22 protein-coding genes are annotated in these 17,573 nt (G+C 39.7%); 12 read left to right on the top strand and 10 right to left on the bottom strand.

Translation table 11 applies throughout. The features are described from left to right. Positions 1 to 21 precede the first annotated feature (21 nt). Genes L4F91_RS07680 through L4F91_RS07660 form a run of 5 tightly spaced genes read left to right on the top strand, consistent with a single transcriptional unit; the run spans position 22 to position 5,451 of the window. Positions 22 to 426: a TIGR03751 family conjugal transfer lipoprotein gene (locus tag L4F91_RS07680; RefSeq protein WP_395895779.1), complete on the top strand. Its 405-nt coding sequence runs from the start codon at positions 22 to 24 to the stop codon at positions 424 to 426. After that, on the top strand, positions 426 to 3,260 hold the full coding sequence (locus L4F91_RS07675) for a conjugative transfer ATPase (RefSeq protein ID WP_395895777.1): 2,835 nt from the start codon (positions 426 to 428) through the stop codon (positions 3,258 to 3,260). The genes L4F91_RS07680 and L4F91_RS07675 overlap by 1 nt, the downstream gene beginning before the upstream one ends. Then, positions 3,241 to 3,639 (top strand): hypothetical protein, encoded by a 399-nt coding sequence (locus L4F91_RS07670; RefSeq protein WP_395895774.1) that lies wholly within the window; start codon positions 3,241 to 3,243, stop codon positions 3,637 to 3,639. Before L4F91_RS07675 ends, L4F91_RS07670 begins: the two co-directional genes overlap by 20 nt. Beyond that, positions 3,636 to 3,935, top strand: coding sequence for a hypothetical protein (locus L4F91_RS07665; protein WP_395895772.1), 300 nt, complete (start codon positions 3,636 to 3,638; stop codon positions 3,933 to 3,935). Before L4F91_RS07670 ends, L4F91_RS07665 begins: the two co-directional genes overlap by 4 nt. Positions 3,936 to 3,948: 13 nt before the next feature. Beyond that, positions 3,949 to 5,451, top strand: a complete 1,503-nt coding sequence (locus tag L4F91_RS07660; protein ID WP_395895770.1) for a conjugal transfer protein TraG N-terminal domain-containing protein — start codon at positions 3,949 to 3,951, stop codon at positions 5,449 to 5,451. Positions 5,452 to 5,504: 53 nt separating this feature from the next. Here the strand turns inward: L4F91_RS07660 and L4F91_RS07655 are convergent, their stop codons facing one another. The 8 genes from L4F91_RS07655 to L4F91_RS07620 all read right to left on the bottom strand — a co-directional run bounded on the left by L4F91_RS07655 (position 5,505) and on the right by L4F91_RS07620 (position 11,273). Further along, a complete protein-coding gene (locus tag L4F91_RS07655; RefSeq protein WP_250363239.1) occupies positions 5,505 to 5,828 on the bottom strand; it encodes a DUF3742 family protein in 324 nt (107 codons plus the stop codon). 12 nt (positions 5,829 to 5,840) lie between these two features. Beyond that, complete coding sequence (locus L4F91_RS07650; RefSeq protein WP_250350094.1) at positions 5,841 to 6,521, bottom strand: DUF4852 domain-containing protein; 681 nt, start codon at positions 6,519 to 6,521, stop codon at positions 5,841 to 5,843. A 94-nt stretch (positions 6,522 to 6,615) separates the two neighbouring features. Next, complete coding sequence (gene vapC, locus L4F91_RS07645; protein ID WP_250350095.1) at positions 6,616 to 7,023, bottom strand: tRNA(fMet)-specific endonuclease VapC; 408 nt, start codon at positions 7,021 to 7,023, stop codon at positions 6,616 to 6,618. Beyond that, positions 7,023 to 7,262 (bottom strand): type II toxin-antitoxin system VapB family antitoxin, encoded by a 240-nt coding sequence (gene vapB / locus L4F91_RS07640; RefSeq protein ID WP_250350096.1) that lies wholly within the window; start codon positions 7,260 to 7,262, stop codon positions 7,023 to 7,025. Before vapB ends, vapC begins: the two co-directional genes overlap by 1 nt. 136 nt (positions 7,263 to 7,398) lie before the next feature. After that, positions 7,399 to 7,833, bottom strand: a complete 435-nt coding sequence (locus tag L4F91_RS07635; RefSeq protein ID WP_250350097.1) for a hypothetical protein — start codon at positions 7,831 to 7,833, stop codon at positions 7,399 to 7,401. Between the two features lie 65 nt (positions 7,834 to 7,898). Then, on the bottom strand, positions 7,899 to 9,896 hold the full coding sequence (locus tag L4F91_RS07630; protein ID WP_395895766.1) for an integrating conjugative element protein: 1,998 nt from the start codon (positions 9,894 to 9,896) through the stop codon (positions 7,899 to 7,901). 11 nt (positions 9,897 to 9,907) lie between these two features. Further along, positions 9,908 to 10,834: a TIGR03756 family integrating conjugative element protein gene (locus tag L4F91_RS07625; RefSeq protein ID WP_395895764.1), complete on the bottom strand. Its 927-nt coding sequence runs from the start codon at positions 10,832 to 10,834 to the stop codon at positions 9,908 to 9,910. 1 nt (position 10,835) lies between these two features. Further along, positions 10,836 to 11,273 (bottom strand): TIGR03757 family integrating conjugative element protein, encoded by a 438-nt coding sequence (locus L4F91_RS07620; RefSeq protein ID WP_250363236.1) that lies wholly within the window; start codon positions 11,271 to 11,273, stop codon positions 10,836 to 10,838. 381 nt (positions 11,274 to 11,654) lie between these two features. Here L4F91_RS07620 and L4F91_RS07615 point away from each other — a divergent pair, with 381 nt between their 5' ends. The 7 genes from L4F91_RS07615 to L4F91_RS07585 all read left to right on the top strand — a co-directional run bounded on the left by L4F91_RS07615 (position 11,655) and on the right by L4F91_RS07585 (position 16,277). Further along, the gene (locus L4F91_RS07615) at positions 11,655 to 12,005 is read left to right on the top strand and encodes a hypothetical protein (protein WP_035686545.1); all 351 of its coding nucleotides are present in this window, start codon (positions 11,655 to 11,657) and stop codon (positions 12,003 to 12,005) included. A gap of 95 nt (positions 12,006 to 12,100) precedes the next feature. Beyond that, positions 12,101 to 12,358, top strand: coding sequence for a hypothetical protein (locus tag L4F91_RS07610; RefSeq protein WP_250349930.1), 258 nt, complete (start codon positions 12,101 to 12,103; stop codon positions 12,356 to 12,358). After that, positions 12,355 to 12,525 (top strand): hypothetical protein, encoded by a 171-nt coding sequence (locus L4F91_RS07605; RefSeq protein WP_250349931.1) that lies wholly within the window; start codon positions 12,355 to 12,357, stop codon positions 12,523 to 12,525. Before L4F91_RS07610 ends, L4F91_RS07605 begins: the two co-directional genes overlap by 4 nt. 88 nt (positions 12,526 to 12,613) lie before the next feature. Next, positions 12,614 to 13,441: a hypothetical protein gene (locus L4F91_RS07600; protein WP_250349932.1), complete on the top strand. Its 828-nt coding sequence runs from the start codon at positions 12,614 to 12,616 to the stop codon at positions 13,439 to 13,441. Positions 13,442 to 13,519: 78 nt separating this feature from the next. Beyond that, positions 13,520 to 14,488, top strand: a complete 969-nt coding sequence (locus L4F91_RS07595) for an ArdC family protein (RefSeq protein WP_250349933.1) — start codon at positions 13,520 to 13,522, stop codon at positions 14,486 to 14,488. A 154-nt stretch (positions 14,489 to 14,642) separates the two neighbouring features. Beyond that, positions 14,643 to 15,392 (top strand): hypothetical protein, encoded by a 750-nt coding sequence (locus L4F91_RS07590; RefSeq protein WP_250349934.1) that lies wholly within the window; start codon positions 14,643 to 14,645, stop codon positions 15,390 to 15,392. A gap of 78 nt (positions 15,393 to 15,470) precedes the next feature. Continuing rightward, the gene (locus L4F91_RS07585; protein WP_250349935.1) at positions 15,471 to 16,277 is read left to right on the top strand and encodes an N-6 DNA methylase; all 807 of its coding nucleotides are present in this window, start codon (positions 15,471 to 15,473) and stop codon (positions 16,275 to 16,277) included. A gap of 75 nt (positions 16,278 to 16,352) precedes the next feature. Here the strand turns inward: L4F91_RS07585 and L4F91_RS07580 are convergent, their stop codons facing one another. Then, a complete protein-coding gene (locus tag L4F91_RS07580; RefSeq protein WP_250349936.1) occupies positions 16,353 to 16,808 on the bottom strand; it encodes a hypothetical protein in 456 nt (151 codons plus the stop codon). Between the two features lie 112 nt (positions 16,809 to 16,920). Beyond that, on the bottom strand, positions 16,921 to 17,544 hold the full coding sequence (locus L4F91_RS07575) for a recombinase family protein (protein ID WP_395895760.1): 624 nt from the start codon (positions 17,542 to 17,544) through the stop codon (positions 16,921 to 16,923). Positions 17,545 to 17,573 lie beyond the last annotated feature (29 nt).

Raw genomic sequence — 17,573 nt, 5'->3', positions numbered from 1 at the left:
ACTTCAATTAAGGAATTTGCTATGAAAAAAAGACAAATTTTTACCGCACTTATCATCTTTGGTTTATTGTCCGCCTGCTCAACCTCACAGAAAGCCTTATTGCCAACAGGGGAGGATACAATGCAGTCGATTTGGAATAAAGCGGGCAGTGGGGCACAGTTACAGGTTTATCGCGATAACAATAACCGTCAACTTGATCCTGTCAATTATATCGGGTTTAAAGAACAACGGGATTATACCCGCACAGCAGAAAATGAAATTAAAAACCTTTTTCCCAAGCTCCCTAATCCTGATTTAATTATGTATGTGTATCCCCATTTATCGGCATCAGGTGAGCCAATGCCGATCCCAGGGTATTCCACGGTGATCCCCTTTTATAGTCGCGTACAGTATGCTCAACCAGGTGAACGAACAAGGGGGTTATAATGGGCGTATTTTCAGACGTATTGACGTCCTTTTTTCCTGATAAGACGGTGGCTTCTCGTCCAGAAAAAAGCGAGGACGTAGAGAAAAACGTTGAGAAGGAAATGCATTCCTCTGAGCATTCATCTGGGTTTTCAGTGCCTCATACCGTGAGGCGGAGTGGAAAATTAACCCAAGCAGCACATCATCAGCGACTCTATAGCAAACAGCCCTCTTTTGTAGATTATCTGCCGTGGGGCGAATTTTTAGAACAAGAAGGCGTGATGTTATTAGATGATGTTCGCAGTGTTGGCGTGGTATTTGATGTTAAACCTATTGGTACGGAAGGGCGTGGCGAAGACTATTTAAGTCGTGTACGAAGCCTTGTTAAAGACGCACTGCAAGACAGTTTTGATGAATTAGATAATTACCCGTACGTTGTGCAGTTTTATTGTCAAGATGAACAAGATTTACGTCCTTATGTGGAAAGTCTGAAAGACTATATTGCACCTGATATTTTGCAAACTGCGTTTACGCAAGAATGGCTGAAAAATACGGCAAAGCATTTAAACGATATTAGCAAACCTGGGGGCTTATTTGTTGATGATCGTATTACTAACACCATTTGGTCTGGACGCATTCGTCGTACCAGAATGGTCATCTATCGTTATGTGGGGAAAAATGAAGAACAAAGCGCGGTAGAAAGTTTAAATAATGCCTGTGAGCGAGTAGTTGGTGCATTAACGACCGCGGGGCTTCACTTAACACGCCAAACAGGCGAGCAGATCCATCAATGGCTTCTACGTTGGTTTAATCCCAATCCTGCGATGGCTTTTGATCTTGATAATGGTAGCTGTTATGACAAACTGCATCAACCAACAAGCGATGACTTGCCGTTTGTTGGGCAAGATTTTTCTGAAAATCTCTTTTATAACCAACCTGAAAGTAAAGATGACTATTGGTATTTTGATGGATTGCCACACGAAGTGGTGGTTGTAGATAACCTAAGAAATACCCCCGCCATTGGGCATTTTACCGGTGAGGTACGACGTGGTAAGAATATTAATGCTTTATTCGACTTGTTGCCTGAATCGACCATTATGGTTACAACCATTGTGGTGTATCCGCAAGACAAATTAGAAGCCCATCTTGAACGAATTAGCAGCCGTGCGGTAGGCGAAAATTATGAATCAATTTACCTGAAACAAGATGTTAAAACCGTGATGGAATACCTCAAAGATGGTCACAAGCTCTATCAAGCCAGTCTGGCTTTTTATCTTCGAGGTAAAGATGAAAAAGAACTCAAGCGACGTTCTCGTGAGCTTAGAACCATTTTATTGAGTAACAATCTTGTTCCCGTCAAAGAAAATGCTGAAATTGCGCCGTTGAACAGTTATCTCCGTTGGTTGCCAATGAATTTCAATCCACAGTTGGATATGAAAACGCATTACTATACCAAGTATTATTTTGTGCAGCACCTCGCTAATATGTTGCCTGTCTTTGGGCGTGAAACAGGCACTGGACACCCTGGCATTACCTATTTTAATCGCGGTGGTTCACCTTTGGATTTTGACCCCATTAATCCGAAAGACAGAGCCAAAAATGCCCATAAATTGCTGTTAGGACCAACAGGGTCGGGAAAATCAGCCACATTGAATGCCCAAATGGCACAACTGATGGCGGTACATCGACCACGTCTCTTTGTGGTTGAAGCAGGAAACTCCTTTGGCTTATTTGCCGATTACGCCCAACGTTATGGTTTAACGGTCAACCGTATCTCTCTTGAGCCGAGCAGTGATATTGCCTTACCGCTTTTTTCCGAAGCGCATAAACTCCTCGAAATGAACGTCGATGTTGAGGCAGTTATTGATGAGGAAGAGGAGGACGAAGAAGGCAGTGAGCAACGTGATTTATTAGCTGAAATGGAATTGACTACGCGCTTAATGATCACGGGCGGTGAAATGAAAGAAGATGACAAAATGAGTCGTGCCGACCGTGCCCAAATTCGTCGCGCCATTATGATGGCCGCAGAAAAAACCTATGCCGAGGGGAGACAAACCCTCGCGGGTGATGTAAGAGATGCGTTAGAGGCGTTGAGTCAACACCCCGATACCCGAGAAGAACGCCGTGCAAGATTGGCTGAAATGGCTGAGGCAATGGATATGTTTTGTACGGGAATCAATGGGAAGTTTTTTAACCGTGAAGGGGAGATTTGGCCAGAGGCTGATATTACGATTGTGGACTTAGCGATGTTTGCGCGAGAAGGCTATGAAGCAGAACTTGCCATAGCTTACATTTCCTTGATCAACCATATCAACAGTCTTGGGGAAAAATATCAACATAGTTTTCGTCCTATCGTTAATATTACCGATGAATCCCATATTATCACCGTTAATCCCTTGCTCGCCAAGTTTTTGGTAAAAGGGTCAAAAATGTGGCGAAAACTAGGCATTTGGTTGTGGCTGGCCACACAAAATATGGAAGATTTTCCGAAAGAGGCCGCGAAATTGCTTAGTATGATTGAATGGTGGGAGTTGCTGAATCTCACCAATGATGAAATCGAAGAAGTAAACCGTTTTCGTCGATTGTCGGAGGCTCAAAAACTGATGTTATTGTCAGCGAAAAAAGCCGATAAAAAATATACCGAAGGCGTGGTGCTGGCAACGAATATGGAAGCCCTTTTCCGTGTTGTGCCACCGAGTATTTATCTCGCTTTAGGAATGACTGAAAAACACGAAAAAGCGCAACGACGCGCCATTATGGCAGAACATCAATGCAGTGAACTAGATGCAGCGCTAATTATGGCGACACAGATTGATAAAGCAAGAGGAATTGAGAATGTCGAATACAAGCATTAAGTCATCTTATACGGGTCTCTTATTTCAAGCTGACCCAATTATTCGATCGTTTAATATTGACCCAATTTTAAATGATTTATCTATGCTCAGTGAGCTTATTATTGGCAGAGTAGGTAAAGTACACCAGTATATTTTGTATCCTCATCGTGTTTTTAAACGGCGTGCTTGGCATATCAAAATTATGGGGGAGAAAGGGGTAACTTATCTGTTGCTCAATATTGTTGGGTATTATCAATTTATCAATGATAACACGGCTACGCGTCTCTCTATCACTATTGCCGATGATGTTGACGCCTTTTGGTTTGCCTATGCCTTGAGCGAAAGGCTTGCTGTTCCTCCAACGATTCCGACTGGACTATTTGGAGGAGACGCACAATGAAAACCCGTTCAAAAACACGCAAAATATTGACCGCACTTTTAATCGGCGTATTGCTCTTTTTTAGTGTGCTTTTGCTTGGCGTGGTATTGGTTACCTATATGCCAGGACTGAATCTAAATCAATGGTTGCAGAAAACCGCCAATGGGTGGATAGCTTGGCGATTTTTCTTGTATGTCGTGGTGATAGGATTAATGTATCGCATTTATCGTGTTCGTCCATTCTCCGTTAAACTTTGGGGATTAGTGATAGCGGTATTCTTCACCGTTGAAGGGCTGAATTTTCTGTATCGATTATAAATGGGAGAATAAGATGACGTTTAATGTGGATAGCTATCTTGAATATTTTCTCACGTTATTGGGTTGGATAATCAACAATGGTTTATTTGGATTGCTTGCCAGTACAGGTTTATTTATTGCGCCTTTAATTGGCGTACTGATTAAAACGTGGTTAGAGGTGAAAAAGCAAGGGGCAGATGAAGGGAACAAAGGCGAATTACTGATTGATTGGCTAGGCATACAATTTTTTCCTGCAATGCTGGTGATTGTGATTACCCTTGCCCCGATGTTGCCGATTTCGCTGAATAATATGGCTTACAATGTGGAGCAATCGAAGCATTGTGGCTATAAAGTGCCGTTAGCACCTGAAAAAACAGGTTATGCCAGTATGGTGAGTGAGTTCGCCGATAAACAAGCCAAAGTACCCTTGTTGTGGGGATTAGTACACGCCATTAATAAGGGGATTTTGCATGGGGCGGTTTCAACCATTCCTTGTAAACCTGACTTACGTCAAATTCGCTTTGAGGTGCAACACGAAAAAATTAACAACCCCGCACTGCTGACCGAAGTCCGTCAATTTGTGCAACAATGTTATTTGCCTGCTCGACGCAAAGTGTTGGATAGCCAAGTGGCAATGAATGCCGCACAAGCCCGAGAAGTAAGCTGGCTTGGGGGGAAAATTTTAGTGAACAATAGTGAACTTTACCCTCGTTATCGAGCGATGCAACCGATGCAACGTTGGGCTTATGAACCTAACCGTGATCAGGGATTACCCAATACGGGTGAGGGCGGTTTTCCTCATTGCGATGAATGGTGGGCAGATAGCCAAGTAGGGTTAAAAGATATGCTACTTTCGGATATGCGACAAAATTTATCGGTGAAATTAGGCGAGCTGTTTACTGATGCGAATATTCAAGATGAGGCGTTACTTCGCACTTTATTACGCCCTGAAAATATTAATATCTCAAGAGGGAAAACCTATGAAGGGTACGGTGGTAGTTTAGATTCTACGCTAACCAATAACGTTTCTTCAGTGGTGTCTGCATTGGGGATTACTGCGGGTAGCCTTGCCGCTTACCCAGGTTTTGATGCAATGCGTAATGCGTTGCCTATGATCCAAGCCTTGCTGATTATGGCAGTGATTATTTTGATGCCGATAGTCATCATATTCAGTGGCTATTCCTTAAAAGCGATTGTAACGCTAATATTTGTACAATTTGCTTTAGTGACCGTGTCATTTTGGTGGGAATTGGCACGTTGGTTGGATTCGTTTCTGATTAGCATTTTGTATAATTCCCCTGGTCATCAATCAGAAATAGGTTGGGCGTTTCTCCAAAATAGCCGTGATGACGTGATTATGAGCTTTGTTTTGGGGGTAATGTTTTTGGTTCTGCCTGGTGTTTGGGTTACGGCAATGTCTTGGGCTGGGGTCAATTTAGGACGATTAGCAGATAGCTTTCATAAAGGTTCTGAACAAGTCCAAAAAAGTGGTTCTAATGGACCAAAACTATTACCTGGGGGCTCCAAATTAAAGTAAATTACTAATAAAAAAATAGCAAAGCTGTTAAGTTAGGGCTTTGCTATTTTTGTTTAGTCTATTCGGCTACCGTTTGAGTAATATCCATATCCTGAATGACCGCTTCTATAACCGTTATCGTCATCATCATTATTCACCGATAATATTTTATGAATAATATCTTTTACTTCTTTTGGAAGATATTGAAATGCAACTAAGAGTGCAAAACAGAGGATCAATGCAAATAAGTGATAGGTTATATAAAATAAACCGAAAAACAGGCTGAAAATACCGAGTACAATCATAACTTTCACCCATTTCGCCACCTGCCAATGCTTAAATTTGTTAATCGCATTTTCTGTCTTATCAACGAATTTTGTAAAACCTGTCATTTTCATTTTTGCCTCCTGTTATTGGGCGTTATCCATTAATTTTTTTGAATAAATAATTTTATTATCTTTATCTTTAAGAGTATAACTGAGAACCGTTCCTGTTAAATTGTCTAGCCCATCGGCAGAATTAAACTGAATGTTTACAGATAATACTACGTTTCTATTGATATTACCAAATTGGTCTTTTCTGTGTTGTATAAACTTTTTAGCTTCTGCTTTAGGCATTTGAATACCGTCAATTACTTCTGGGTTAGATACATAGAGATTGATTCGTCTTGGTAAGGTTTTGGTATATTGAGTAATTAGCTTCCCATCTATATATAAATGACCATTCATTAACGGTTGATAAGTAAACTGATTTTTTTCAAAATCATACTCTCCAAATTGAGTATCAACTAAAATCGTAAACTCAGGGGAGGGCGGTGCTTTTTCTACTAAGGTTTTCAGTTTTTTCCCAGCTTCTTCCACTTTATCTTGGAATTCAAACTCATCATTCTTATACTTATGGTAAGTTTGTTTATCACTATATAGCAGCCACTCTTCAGCAAGCGGTTTAAAATCTGTGATATTATTTAAACGCAATGATTCAATCAATATATTGTCATAATTAAATTTTTTTACTGCTGCAAAAGTTGAAAGGGGTATGAATAAAAAGGTTGCGATAACTAATAAAACTAATTTTTTTTCCAAGAAAACCATTTCTTCCTCCTTGCTTGATTAATAAGCGGTTGAGTTGATAGGTTATAAGTGTTAGATATTAATTTATTTGTGGTATACAAAAATTTTGTAATTTTTATATTCCTTTACTCCAATCAACAACTTTTAACCCTTCTACTTTTGAAAACTCTTTAATATTATTTGTTACAATAGTTAAGCCTAAACTTCTTGCATGACCTGCAATCATAGCATCGTATGGACCTATAGGTTGCCCTTGCTTAGCTAATTCTGCTCTTATTTGCCCACTATGGTATGCCGCCCTTTCATCATAATTTAGAATAGTCAATCTTGAGCAAAAAGACTCAATAATAGATAAATTATGAGCTACTTTAGCACTCTTTTCTGCACCATAAATGAGTTCCATTAGGGCAATTGAACTCATACAAATCATAGCCTGATTCTCATTAAATAGAGGTAACATATGCACAGGTTTATTTTTTATCGTAAAAATGGCTATATTAGTATCTAGCATATATTTTAGCATTAGAACGATTCCCTTTCTTGCATCTGTGGTTGCTCTCTATCAAGCATAAAATCATCTGATACGGTATGCACATCATTGAACCAACTATCCCAAACTGTATTGATTGGAGTGATAATACGAGTATTGCCCTGAACAATAATATTTACATTTTTTATTTTTTCGGGCAATTCTGCAGTTTTAGGGATTCTAATTGCCTGACTTTTATTGTTCATAAAAATAGTTGCGGTTACTATACTCATGCTAATTTCCTGCTTGTATATGATTTTTGTATATACTATGCGATATGTAATGTATTGTAAAGTAAAAAGCACATAATTTAGACAAAATTAATTATGTGCTTTATTATTTAGTGTTGTTATTTTCTAAGTTCTACTTTTAAAGACCAGTTCGCCGAATCTGTGTTGAAGCGAAGTTTTGTTTAATCGCTTTTTTTACATTACATTCGATAGAGTCGTCATATTGCCCATTCTTGTAAATGTCAACGCTAGGGTTATCAATTGTATTAGTTCCTCTACCTTGAAGAAAGCCAACACGGTAAGAAATCCCGTTATTTTTAAGTTCCATTACATTCGTAATAAACCCTGAACCTACTGAAATTTCAGAGTTTTCATTGGCGATGACTTGTTTGATTGGATTTTTAAAACTAAATTGACCATAAGTGTATTCATAATCACTGCCAACTTTTTTCACCATAATGGGTTTACCATCTGTTGCCGTGCAAGAAAAAATAATACTGCTATTATTTGCAGCAAGGGCATTAGTAGAAAAAAGTGCGGTTAAAATAATGCTTAAAAAAAGAGATTTACGCATAAGAAGCTCCTGTTATTTGAGACATAAATAATGTATCAATGAATGATTAAAAATGCGACTATTTTTTAGCTTGTTTTATTCAGGATATAATCAGCCTCTTGATTCCGACGTCGAGCATTCATTCCGCCGTTATCAACTTGTCGTCTTCTGATTGCATTGGCTAATGCAGTCATATCACCTGTATTAGCTGAGACGTTTGCTGCTTTTACCACAGACTCCAATTTACTCAGAGAACCATAATTGTAAGCCATTGAGGTTAAAACAGCTTGTGCATTTGGGGGTAATTTATCCCAAGTCTCGGCAGAAACGTTTCTTCTTGCAATATTTGCAAATTCTTTCGTTCTTCGGGCTAAATCTCGCTCCGCATCTTCTCTGGTTACGGTCATTCCAGCTTGTACTTTGATCACCGTACCATCCGCTTTGGTAATGGTATCTGAGCCGTAGCCTAAACGCTGTGCATTCATATCCCATTTTGCTGTACCAATAAATCCTTCAAACTTTCTCAATAGATTTGTCGCTTGATCAAGAGAGGAACCATTGATGGGGGCAATCGGTTTATAATTGCCAGAATAGTTTCCGCTTGCGTTATAAGGCGGTCTATAAGGCACAACGTTGTTCACAATCGGAACATCTAGGGCAATATTTCGGCGAGGTAAGGCAATATCGCCTGCTTCCATATGATCTTCTGCATTTGGCGTGCCGTAAGCTAAGTCATTGACACGTTTATCCACGTTGTCATAGCCCTCTCCATGATTGCCAACATTGGCTTCGCGGTTGAGTTTGTTTTGGATCACAACAGATGCGGTGTTACTGGTGATCATTTTTTGCATATCCATTTCAAGTTTGACTTGAGAAATTTCTAAGTCAATTTTATTTAAGGTTTTTTCCAACTCTTCTTGTGCATTCTTATCAGCGGCAACATAAGGCTCTCGCATTCCTGCGAGTATTGCTCGACGTGCTAGCAACATTTTTTCCATCACTTTGGCTGTCGCGATTTCGGCACTCAAACGTTGGCTAAGCACTTCCACGTCGGGATCTTCGCGTAAGGCTTCAATGAGTCCCCGTGTAACAGGAATGGTATTGGAACTCAGTTCAGCTAGCATTTCTTTACTTGGTGTATCCATATTCAGCACTTGTTCAAGTTTCTCTACGGTTTGCACATTTTCTTCTTCAATCGCAGGCGCCAGCCCAACACCCGCTTTTGAGCTGGTTTTCGGACCACAATCTTCAGTACAGGTCGAGATGGATTGTTCACCAATGGTTCGGGTTAAAAAATCAGAGAGTTTTTGTGGTGAGTCAAAGGTTTGGCAAGTCGCCCCTGTACAAGATTGTCCTGTAAGTGGACTTTCATCTAAGGCATTGCGGTTATGTAAGAGGTTGTAACCTGCTTTAGAGACATCTTCAATCAATTTGATTTGTTTTTGATTTTCGCCTCCATGTTTTTGGCCTCCAATCCATTCCTTGCCATTTTTCCCTTTATTGTCTTCTGATTTTTTCTGTGCTTTTTGTGCATCGGGTTCGGTGGCCACAATGTCTTTATAATTTTCCAAATCCGCCGATTTTGCCCAACGCCCATTTAGGGTATAGTCAGCAAGTTGCTTGGACATCGCTTCACAACTGGTTTTTAGACGATTAAAATCAAGCCGTCCTTGATAAACGCCATTAGTCAGAATGTCATAAAGCTGCGGATTGGCACGCTGAATAACCATCGCAGGAAGACTGGCTACCGCCCCTTTTGCCGACTCCATCACGTTTCCCATTAAATCCTTAAATCCCTCCGTGATGCCATTTAATTGGTTTTTTACGGTGGTTTTAATGTCAAAATTACCGCACATTAAATTGGCTTTCCAGCCGATCCCAAATTCAATGGCTTTTAGGGATTTTGCTCGTGTCGGTGGTGTCATATAGCCTGAACCGCCGCCGATTTGATAGTAAATTTGATCGGATAAAACAGAGTCGGATTTATTGAATTGAATGTTGTCTAACAGGGAACTCTCTGCATAAATGGGAGATGTACTGAGTGCGAAAAGTACCGCAACACTGACTTTATTGAGTCGTTTCATTTTGTTTCCTTTTATTCGTTGTCGTTATACCAATCAATACTGTATAAAAAGGTTTGTCCACGACGCTTACAGCATTTATAAGGACGCCATAACGCCCAGGCATAATTGCCTTTTTCAGATAACATTGTTGGCGGGGTATCAGGGAATGCACTGCAAGATTGTTGCATCTCAGGGGAGAGTTGTTGCCATTTATGATTATTGGCATTGCCTTCTTTAACGGGTTTAGGATACCAAGTGCCTGCACCGCCTGTTCTCGCAGCAGGCTGATAAATATGGAGTTGTCCTGTGCGGGTAACAATGTCGGCAACACGCTGTGCAATGACGGCTGATGCCTTATAATCATCCACTTGGGTTACCGCACCACCGCGAGGAAAAATATTTCCCCACATCTCCGCCCCTGAACGCACTTCACGCATTCCTGGCGTGAGGGCTTCAGGGTAAAACATCTCGGGCAAATTTTGTCGCCAAGCAAAGTAATCAAGACTACTTAAAAAATACGGCATAAATGGTGTTGTTTGGGTTTGGCAATAATAACCTGTACTTTTTAACAAATTACCAATCGCCCCTTGAGGGTGGCCAAGTGCAGTAGCATTTTTAAAATTAAGCTGGCTGTAATTTTTTTGTGGTGAGCGATATTCCCCGCCTTTAACCCCTTGAGACATCACATTCATTTCTGACCACGGATTTTGTCCATCGTGGTTATAGGCTGAAACCACCATTTCAGGCAAAAAGTGGCGTACTTTTGTTGAAGTGCGAACTTTGCAACCAAAATAAGTGCAGAAGAGCCAGAAACAGGTACCAACCACCTTGTATTCTAAGCAGCTAGTTGAGGCGCTCGATGCCATAATGGTTGCGGTATTGATTTCGCCTTGTGCTGTTGTAGTAAAAGCAAGTGCGGTACAAAGTGCGGTCAGTTTTTGCGGGATTTTTATTGTCACGTTATTTTCCCTCTTTTTGATTTATCCATTGTTTCCAAAGTTGAATGGCATACTGAACATCAGTGACACCATAAATAACACCTTGACCAAATTGTGGGCTGTCAAATAACACCGCGGGCACTTTGCGAATGCCCATTTGCCAGCCCATGATCACGCCTTGATAAGCCTGCTGTAATTCGCGGATTTGGGTTTGGCTATCAGGACGTTGAAAAAACGCTTTAGCTTGATATTCCGCTTGTGTAGGATTGGTACTTAAGCCTTGGCTAAGCTGGTCTTCCCATTGTTCGACGCGGTCGAGATGGTAAAGGTGCTGAGCTAATTGGACATTTTGAATGGGATAGGCTTGTGTGCTGAAAACCGTGATATTGACTTCGCGTGGAAGTTCAGCCCAAGCAGCTATACTGATACTTAAACATACAAGGAGCGTTCGCTTTATCATGACCTTTTACCAACTAAAAGAGAAATAGCCCAACCTTAGCGAACTTCCAAAATGAACTGAATAATTAATTCTCTTTGAAATAGAAACAATTATTGTGCAAAGAAACAGCAAAAAAGGATTTTTTTATGGGAGTGAATTTTGTATGATAAGGGCATTAAGTCAGCTACTTTGGTAGCCCTTAAAACGTTGCAGAACACCTGAAATAGCAACGGACTAGCCCGCTGTGGTAGTTGTGTTCATTGCCGAAATAACCTCAGCATTCTGAAAGAGGTTTCAGTGATTACACTGTGAATGTGTCTTTTATCTCACCTGTTCAGGGAAAAATGTCCCTGCAGGGCGTTTCTCCTTGAACCTATGTTTAACTTCAATGGAGAATGCATTATGAGCAATTCACTTCCTTTCGATCCCTTTGGATCATCTCAACAACCCGAAAAAGCCAAAAAATCTTTTTCCTATGTTTTAGGTCGGGGTTTAGGCAAAGCCGTGGTTTTTGCACGCAACAAACTATCAGGCGTGAGCCAAGCAGTTCATCACAGTATTGAAGACGATGTTCAGCGACGTTTGGCTGAGCAAGAAGCCTTTCACGAAATGTTGCAACAGCAACAGGAAATTTCGTATTGTGAAGAAATCGAAAAACTTAAGCGGCGTCATTTAAAAGTCGTTCTCTCAATGAGCTTAATTGGCTTACTGATGGGGGCGGTGTCTGCGGCTATCTTATTTTGGTATTACTAAACTGACATTTAGTTAACCTTGCTACGTCCTTTGGGGAAACATATTGCTTCCCACAAGGAGGTTGTGTTTCCCCACTATTTTTAAGGAGAAACACAATGAGAGTGCAAATTTTATTCTCAGCAGTTGGAGATTATATGCCGAAATATCAGCATCTTGATACGAAACCCCAGCAAGCCTTGATTGATGAAATTATTCAGCGAGCTAAGGCTGTTTGGGCAGCTCGCCAACCACAAGAAAGTGCGGTGCGATTTTTACAAAAAATGCCCGCACAACATGGTTCACATTTTCGTTTTTTGGAGGTGACTCAAAAAGATGAAAATACCTTGTTGGTCTCAGGAGGGCGAACAAGATGAAAGCCAAGCTAAAAGCATTATTCCATCATTTACAGACAGTAACGTTATTACGCTTAAGTGATGATTTACGCAAAGGGGCTTACCTGATGGGACTTGTAGGAACGGTTTTATTTTCAGACAACGTTTCTGTTCTTGAAGGGGGTTTAACCCTTCAACACCTATCTTAATCGTATCACGATAAGATATTCCTATCCTTAGGGGAAAACCTTTCCCTTGAGGAAATGTGTTTCCCCTTTTTTATTTTGGAGAAACACAATGAATATTTTACACACTTATTTTGACAATAAATTGGTTGAAGCAGGCTTTCCAAGTGAATTAACTATTGAAAGTTCGCTTTCTTATAGCCAAGGCGATGGCGTTGCTTTTTATGGGCGACTTTATTCTGATGATTGGATTAATTTGTATAAACACATTTATCCTGATCAAACAGAGAAAGCCTATCGCCGATTTGCATTTATTGCCGAATATATCGGGGCGAATGAGTATTTCAATGTACTTGACATTACGCGTAATCATTTCGGGTATCGTTATTCACATTGTAATACGATGAGTCTTGATGCTCGTCCAGCGGAAGAAGCGTTTTGCTTTCGAGATATTCGCAACAAAGATAAAGAAATGTTCAGAGAAATCTGGGATAGCTTTATTGCGGATTTAGGTGAATATATTAAAGCCATCTCAACAATGCTGGAACGTCTCGGTTATCGTTTACTGGAGTCGATGTATATTGAACCAGAAGAAAAACGTCGCACCATTAACACCAAGCAGTATCGCATTGAATTTACGGTTGAACCTGTGCCTTTTCATTATGGCTATTTTAGCTCAGAAGATTTTGGCTACGAGGATACCAATCAATTTTGCGAAGCCATCTTGAGTGGTATGAAAATCGTTGATTTAAGTGCCACGGTATATCACAAAGCACTCGGCATTCAAATGGGTGAGAGTTCTTTAAGTTGGTGTACTTGCTTGAGTGAGGATACTACTTACGGCGGCAGTCAACGTTATTTAATCCTTGATGCTATTCGTGAAGCAAGAACCTTTGCACACAAGTTGGCGGGCTTAACGCAATTACGTCAGCCTCAATAAATTGACTGACTTTTCAACCCAATCGGGGAACATTCCCGATTGTGGGGCTGTTCCCTTTTTCTATTTAGGAGAACAGTAATGAACAATTCAACACAGAAAACAGATATTTACCAAGAAATTACCGATCGCATTATTAGCGCACTTGAAGCGGGCACGGTTCCTTGGCTAAAACCTTGGAATAACCCTGAGGGTAATTTAGGTATCCCTCGTAATGCGGTATCAGGACGATACTATCAAGGAATAAATATATTACTTTTATGGCTTGCGGGTGCAGAAAATGGCTATCGACAATGTAAATGGATCACCGCTCGCGCGGCCAACAAATTAGGTGGCTATGTGCGTAAAGGTGAGAACGCGACGATTGTGGCGAGCTATTGTCCGATTGAACGTGAAAAATGCGACGATGAGGGTAACCCGATTTGTGATGAAGAAGGAAACCCTGAAATGGAGCAGTTTGCCATTTTAAAACGTTATCCTGTTTTCAACATCGAACAATGTGACGGTTTGCCGAAAGTAATGTTTGATCACGTTCAAGAACGTACAGTAGATGCTGAGCTGACCCAATACCAGATTTACGCAGATATTCGCAAAATTATCGATGGTATGTCGCTGACAGTGAATATCGGACCAAGTCCTAACGCTTTTTATCGACCGAGTGCCGATAAAATTGTGATGCCTGAAATGAAGCAATTCCATTCAGAGCAGGATTTTTACAGTGTACTTTTGCACGAAATGACGCATGCCACAGGGCACGCCTCGCGTTTAAATCGAGAAGGCATTGCCTCAGGTAAAGCCAAATTTGGCAACAAAGTCTATGCGTTTGAAGAGCTAATTGCTGAAATGGGCGGGGCATTTTTATGTGCACATCTTGGGTTTAACCAAGTTCCACAAAATGCCGCCTATATTCAAAGTTGGCTCAAGATTTTGAAAGAGGATAATCGTGCCATTCTCAAAGCCTCAGGGTTTGCCCGCAAAGCCTGTGAATATATGCTTGAGACGCTTGATGTTCAAAAACAATATGAACATTACTATCCTGAAGCAGCGTAAACCATACGGAGTGGCATCATTTAATGATGCACCTCTTCCTTTCAACCTTTAAAAGTGCGGTGAAATTTAACCGCACTTTTCCCAATGGGGATACATTTATCCCTTTGGGGTAGTGTATCCCTTTTATCATTTAACTTAAATAAGGAGATACACAATGCCAAATTGGTGTGAAAATACCCTTGAAGTAGATACGACCAATGCAACGTTAGCAAAAGCGATTGCTGAAAAAGTCTTTCGATTTGATCCAAAAGAGAAAGAACGAATCGTTGATTTCAATTTACTGATCCCTATGCCTAAAGAGTTAAATATCACTTGTGGTAGTTTGGGTGATTTCTCAGAAACATTGCTTCGTTTGGATCAGTCTCAGACACTAACGGATAACCTTATTGCGGATTATATTACTGGAAATGAGAGAAAGGGGTTAAGGCTCTCTTTATTATCTCGACAAAATAATTGGACTATTGGCAATTTTGTTTATTTTTTGAGAAATAATCCAGATGAACAAAATTATTTTGGCTATGACTTAGCATTGGGACAGGCTTATATTGATAATCAATTAAAATATGGTGCTAGAACATGGTACGACTGGGCTTATAACAATTGGGGGGTCAAGTGGAACGCAAATACCCAATATTGTGATGAGTTTAATGAAGGTAATACCTGTTTTTATGTTTGCTTTGATACGCCTTGGAACCCACCTAATGAATGGGTAAATACGCTTATTCAGACATTTCCTGAGGCCAAAATAAAATTGACTTATTTTGAACCAGGAATATTTTTTGGTGGTGTTGAAAGTTCTGATGAAGCAGAAACCTGTTATTACCAATATCCTGACTCAACCAAGCAAGCCTTAAAAATCGCGGAAGAATTTGGTTATTCTGAAGAGGATTTTAAGTTTTCTTAACAGTAAGGTTTAGACAATACGTTAACCCTAGGGGTAATTCCCTAGGGGGATTATCTCTAGTTTTTCATGGAGATAATTATGCGTAATTATGAGAAAGAATTTATCCAATTATTTAATAAGATAGCGCCTCAATACCGACGTTCTTCCGTATTTTTAGATTTTATCACACTTTCTGCGATAGAATTTTATCAAGCCACTTACGGTGCAAATGCTGATGCAGATTTAATAGCACGATTTAAGCATTCAAGGGCACGTTATGATAATGAAGAGTTTTTAAAATTGGCTCAACTTTTATCAATCGTGATCAATGCACTCACTGAGAAACCATACGATTTTCTCGGGACAGTTTTTATGGCACTGGAACTCGGCGACAATTATAAGGGGCAGTATTTCACCCCCTCTTATATTGGTGATTTAATGGCTAAAGTCGTATTACAAGATTGTGATAGTACGATAAATCGCAAAGGATATATTACCCTTTCGGAGCCTTGCTGTGGATCAGGTGTTATGGTGATCGGTTGTGTTAATACACTGTATGAATATGGATTTAACCCTCAAAAACAGTTTTGCGTGCATTGCCAAGATGTTGATTTCACAGCTGCGATGATGTGTTATATACAATTATCACTTTTGCACATTCCCGCTTGTATCGTTGTAGGGGATACCTTATGCGATGAACAACGTATTTGTATATATACGTTAGCGTATGTTATGGGGGATTGGTCATCAAAATGGGCTCTCAGTGATATTCAAAATAAAGCAGAGGCTGAAATTGTCGATGCTGAAGAATGGATTGAAACTGAATCGACATTAAAACCATCGTTTTTCCCTGCCATTGTGGGAGAGGAAGAAGTACTTGATGAAGATGAAGTGATTTTTTACTGATAGAACAAAAGCACTCAATAATGAGTGCTTTTTACTATTACGACGATGTCAAATACATTAGATAGGTATATAGACTTACTGCTTTCTAAGCATGTATTCAATATTATCCAATGTGTCCAATAGCACTGTTACAAGTACTTTGTTGTCTGATTTCTTTTGTAGTAATTTAGATATACATCTGTTGAAGTAGGTTGAATTATGCATTAACAATCCAAAATTTGGAGCTGTTGTTATCGTTGCCGTTTTGATCTCATTTCTAAATTTAAAAGTAAATTCTATAACTTTATCTCTACAATAAAGTTCTAATGTCATGCATAGAAAACAGAATAATAAATTTATAAATGCTTCCTCTGTAAAAGCACAATATAAAGAAAAAAATAAACTGCACATAAGAAGGCCAGAAAATATATAAATTAGGATATTAATATTCTGTATAATTTTCCGTTCTCTTTGTTTTAAGAATTTCCTTAAGTAGTTAGAAAATTCAGTAAACTCAAATAGATACTTTATTAATTCTTGTTTTTCGTTCATTTTGTTTTTCCTTATGTGCATCTTCATTTAATAGGACTATTTTGAGTAAATGCCGCATTCAGTTTTAAAATGTTATGGTTCATGATATTCCTCATTACCGTTTTTAATTATATTAAGTATTATATTTTCGCCAAACCCGTAATACCGTACTTTCACTTGTATTAAGGATTGCAGCGGTCTCTTTAATGGATGTCCCATTTTTTCGCTGTTCAATAATGGCGTGGTGTAATGCGGTATTAGGTTGCCGTCCTTGATATTTCTTTTGTTTGCGTGCTAGTGCAATTCCCTGATATTGTCGTTCTTTTCGTTTTTGGAAATCATTGTGTGCCACACTGACGGCAAGTTTTAAAAACATATTCTGCATTGCAGAAAAGAGATCCGACATTAAAAATTTAGGGTCAAAAACCTCCGCACTTGTACCGAGGCTTTGTGACACGGTATCAAAGTCAAATACCTCAGGAACCTGAATTTTTGCCCCTTTTGATTGTATGGCATTAATTAACTCAAGGGCTTTTTTCGGTTCTAACCGTGTTAAGCGATCGATACTTTCAGCAATCACGATATCGTTTTGTTGCAAATCACTAATTAACCGAGAAAGTTCTGGGCGTTTTTCCCATTCTGTTGTACCTGAAATTTTTTCACGATAAACCGCAACCACATAAAATCCTTTTTGTTTTGCGTCCTCAATCAATTTATCTTGGCGTTGTAGGTCTTGCTCTTCGGTTGAAACCCGCATATAAATTCGTGCGAACATAAAATACTCAA

The sequence above is a fragment of the Avibacterium sp. 20-126 genome, assembly GCF_044358625.1.
Classification (GTDB): domain Bacteria; phylum Pseudomonadota; class Gammaproteobacteria; order Enterobacterales; family Pasteurellaceae; genus Avibacterium.
Note: the sequence above shows the minus strand (reverse complement) of the source record. Positions and strands in the feature narration are given on the sequence as shown.

Bases quoted from the DNA above. Each gene is read 5' to 3' on its own strand.
- L4F91_RS07615 (WP_035686545.1), top strand. From the start codon at position 11,655: ATGAGCAATTCACTTCCTTTCGATCCCTTTGGATCATCTCAACAACCC.
- L4F91_RS07605 (WP_250349931.1), top strand. From the start codon at position 12,355: ATGAAAGCCAAGCTAAAAGCATTATTCCATCATTTACAGACAGTAACG.
- L4F91_RS07585 (WP_250349935.1), top strand. From the start codon at position 15,471: ATGCGTAATTATGAGAAAGAATTTATCCAATTATTTAATAAGATAGCG.
- L4F91_RS07575 (WP_395895760.1), bottom strand. From the start codon at position 17,544: ATGCGGGTTTCAACCGAAGAGCAAGACCTACAACGCCAAGATAAATTG.
- L4F91_RS07675 (WP_395895777.1), top strand. From the start codon at position 426: ATGGGCGTATTTTCAGACGTATTGACGTCCTTTTTTCCTGATAAGACG.
- L4F91_RS07670 (WP_395895774.1), top strand. From the start codon at position 3,241: ATGTCGAATACAAGCATTAAGTCATCTTATACGGGTCTCTTATTTCAA.
- L4F91_RS07580 (WP_250349936.1), bottom strand. From the start codon at position 16,808: ATGAACGAAAAACAAGAATTAATAAAGTATCTATTTGAGTTTACTGAA.
- vapB (WP_250350096.1), bottom strand. From the start codon at position 7,262: ATGAGTATAGTAACCGCAACTATTTTTATGAACAATAAAAGTCAGGCA.
- L4F91_RS07650 (WP_250350094.1), bottom strand. From the start codon at position 6,521: ATGGTTTTCTTGGAAAAAAAATTAGTTTTATTAGTTATCGCAACCTTT.
- L4F91_RS07660 (WP_395895770.1), top strand. From the start codon at position 3,949: ATGACGTTTAATGTGGATAGCTATCTTGAATATTTTCTCACGTTATTG.
- L4F91_RS07610 (WP_250349930.1), top strand. From the start codon at position 12,101: ATGAGAGTGCAAATTTTATTCTCAGCAGTTGGAGATTATATGCCGAAA.
- L4F91_RS07665 (WP_395895772.1), top strand. From the start codon at position 3,636: ATGAAAACCCGTTCAAAAACACGCAAAATATTGACCGCACTTTTAATC.
- L4F91_RS07600 (WP_250349932.1), top strand. From the start codon at position 12,614: ATGAATATTTTACACACTTATTTTGACAATAAATTGGTTGAAGCAGGC.
- L4F91_RS07620 (WP_250363236.1), bottom strand. From the start codon at position 11,273: ATGATAAAGCGAACGCTCCTTGTATGTTTAAGTATCAGTATAGCTGCT.
- L4F91_RS07595 (WP_250349933.1), top strand. From the start codon at position 13,520: ATGAACAATTCAACACAGAAAACAGATATTTACCAAGAAATTACCGAT.
- vapC (WP_250350095.1), bottom strand. From the start codon at position 7,023: ATGCTAAAATATATGCTAGATACTAATATAGCCATTTTTACGATAAAA.
- L4F91_RS07635 (WP_250350097.1), bottom strand. From the start codon at position 7,833: ATGCGTAAATCTCTTTTTTTAAGCATTATTTTAACCGCACTTTTTTCT.
- L4F91_RS07680 (WP_395895779.1), top strand. From the start codon at position 22: ATGAAAAAAAGACAAATTTTTACCGCACTTATCATCTTTGGTTTATTG.
- L4F91_RS07655 (WP_250363239.1), bottom strand. From the start codon at position 5,828: ATGAAAATGACAGGTTTTACAAAATTCGTTGATAAGACAGAAAATGCG.
- L4F91_RS07630 (WP_395895766.1), bottom strand. From the start codon at position 9,896: ATGAAACGACTCAATAAAGTCAGTGTTGCGGTACTTTTCGCACTCAGT.
- L4F91_RS07590 (WP_250349934.1), top strand. From the start codon at position 14,643: ATGCCAAATTGGTGTGAAAATACCCTTGAAGTAGATACGACCAATGCA.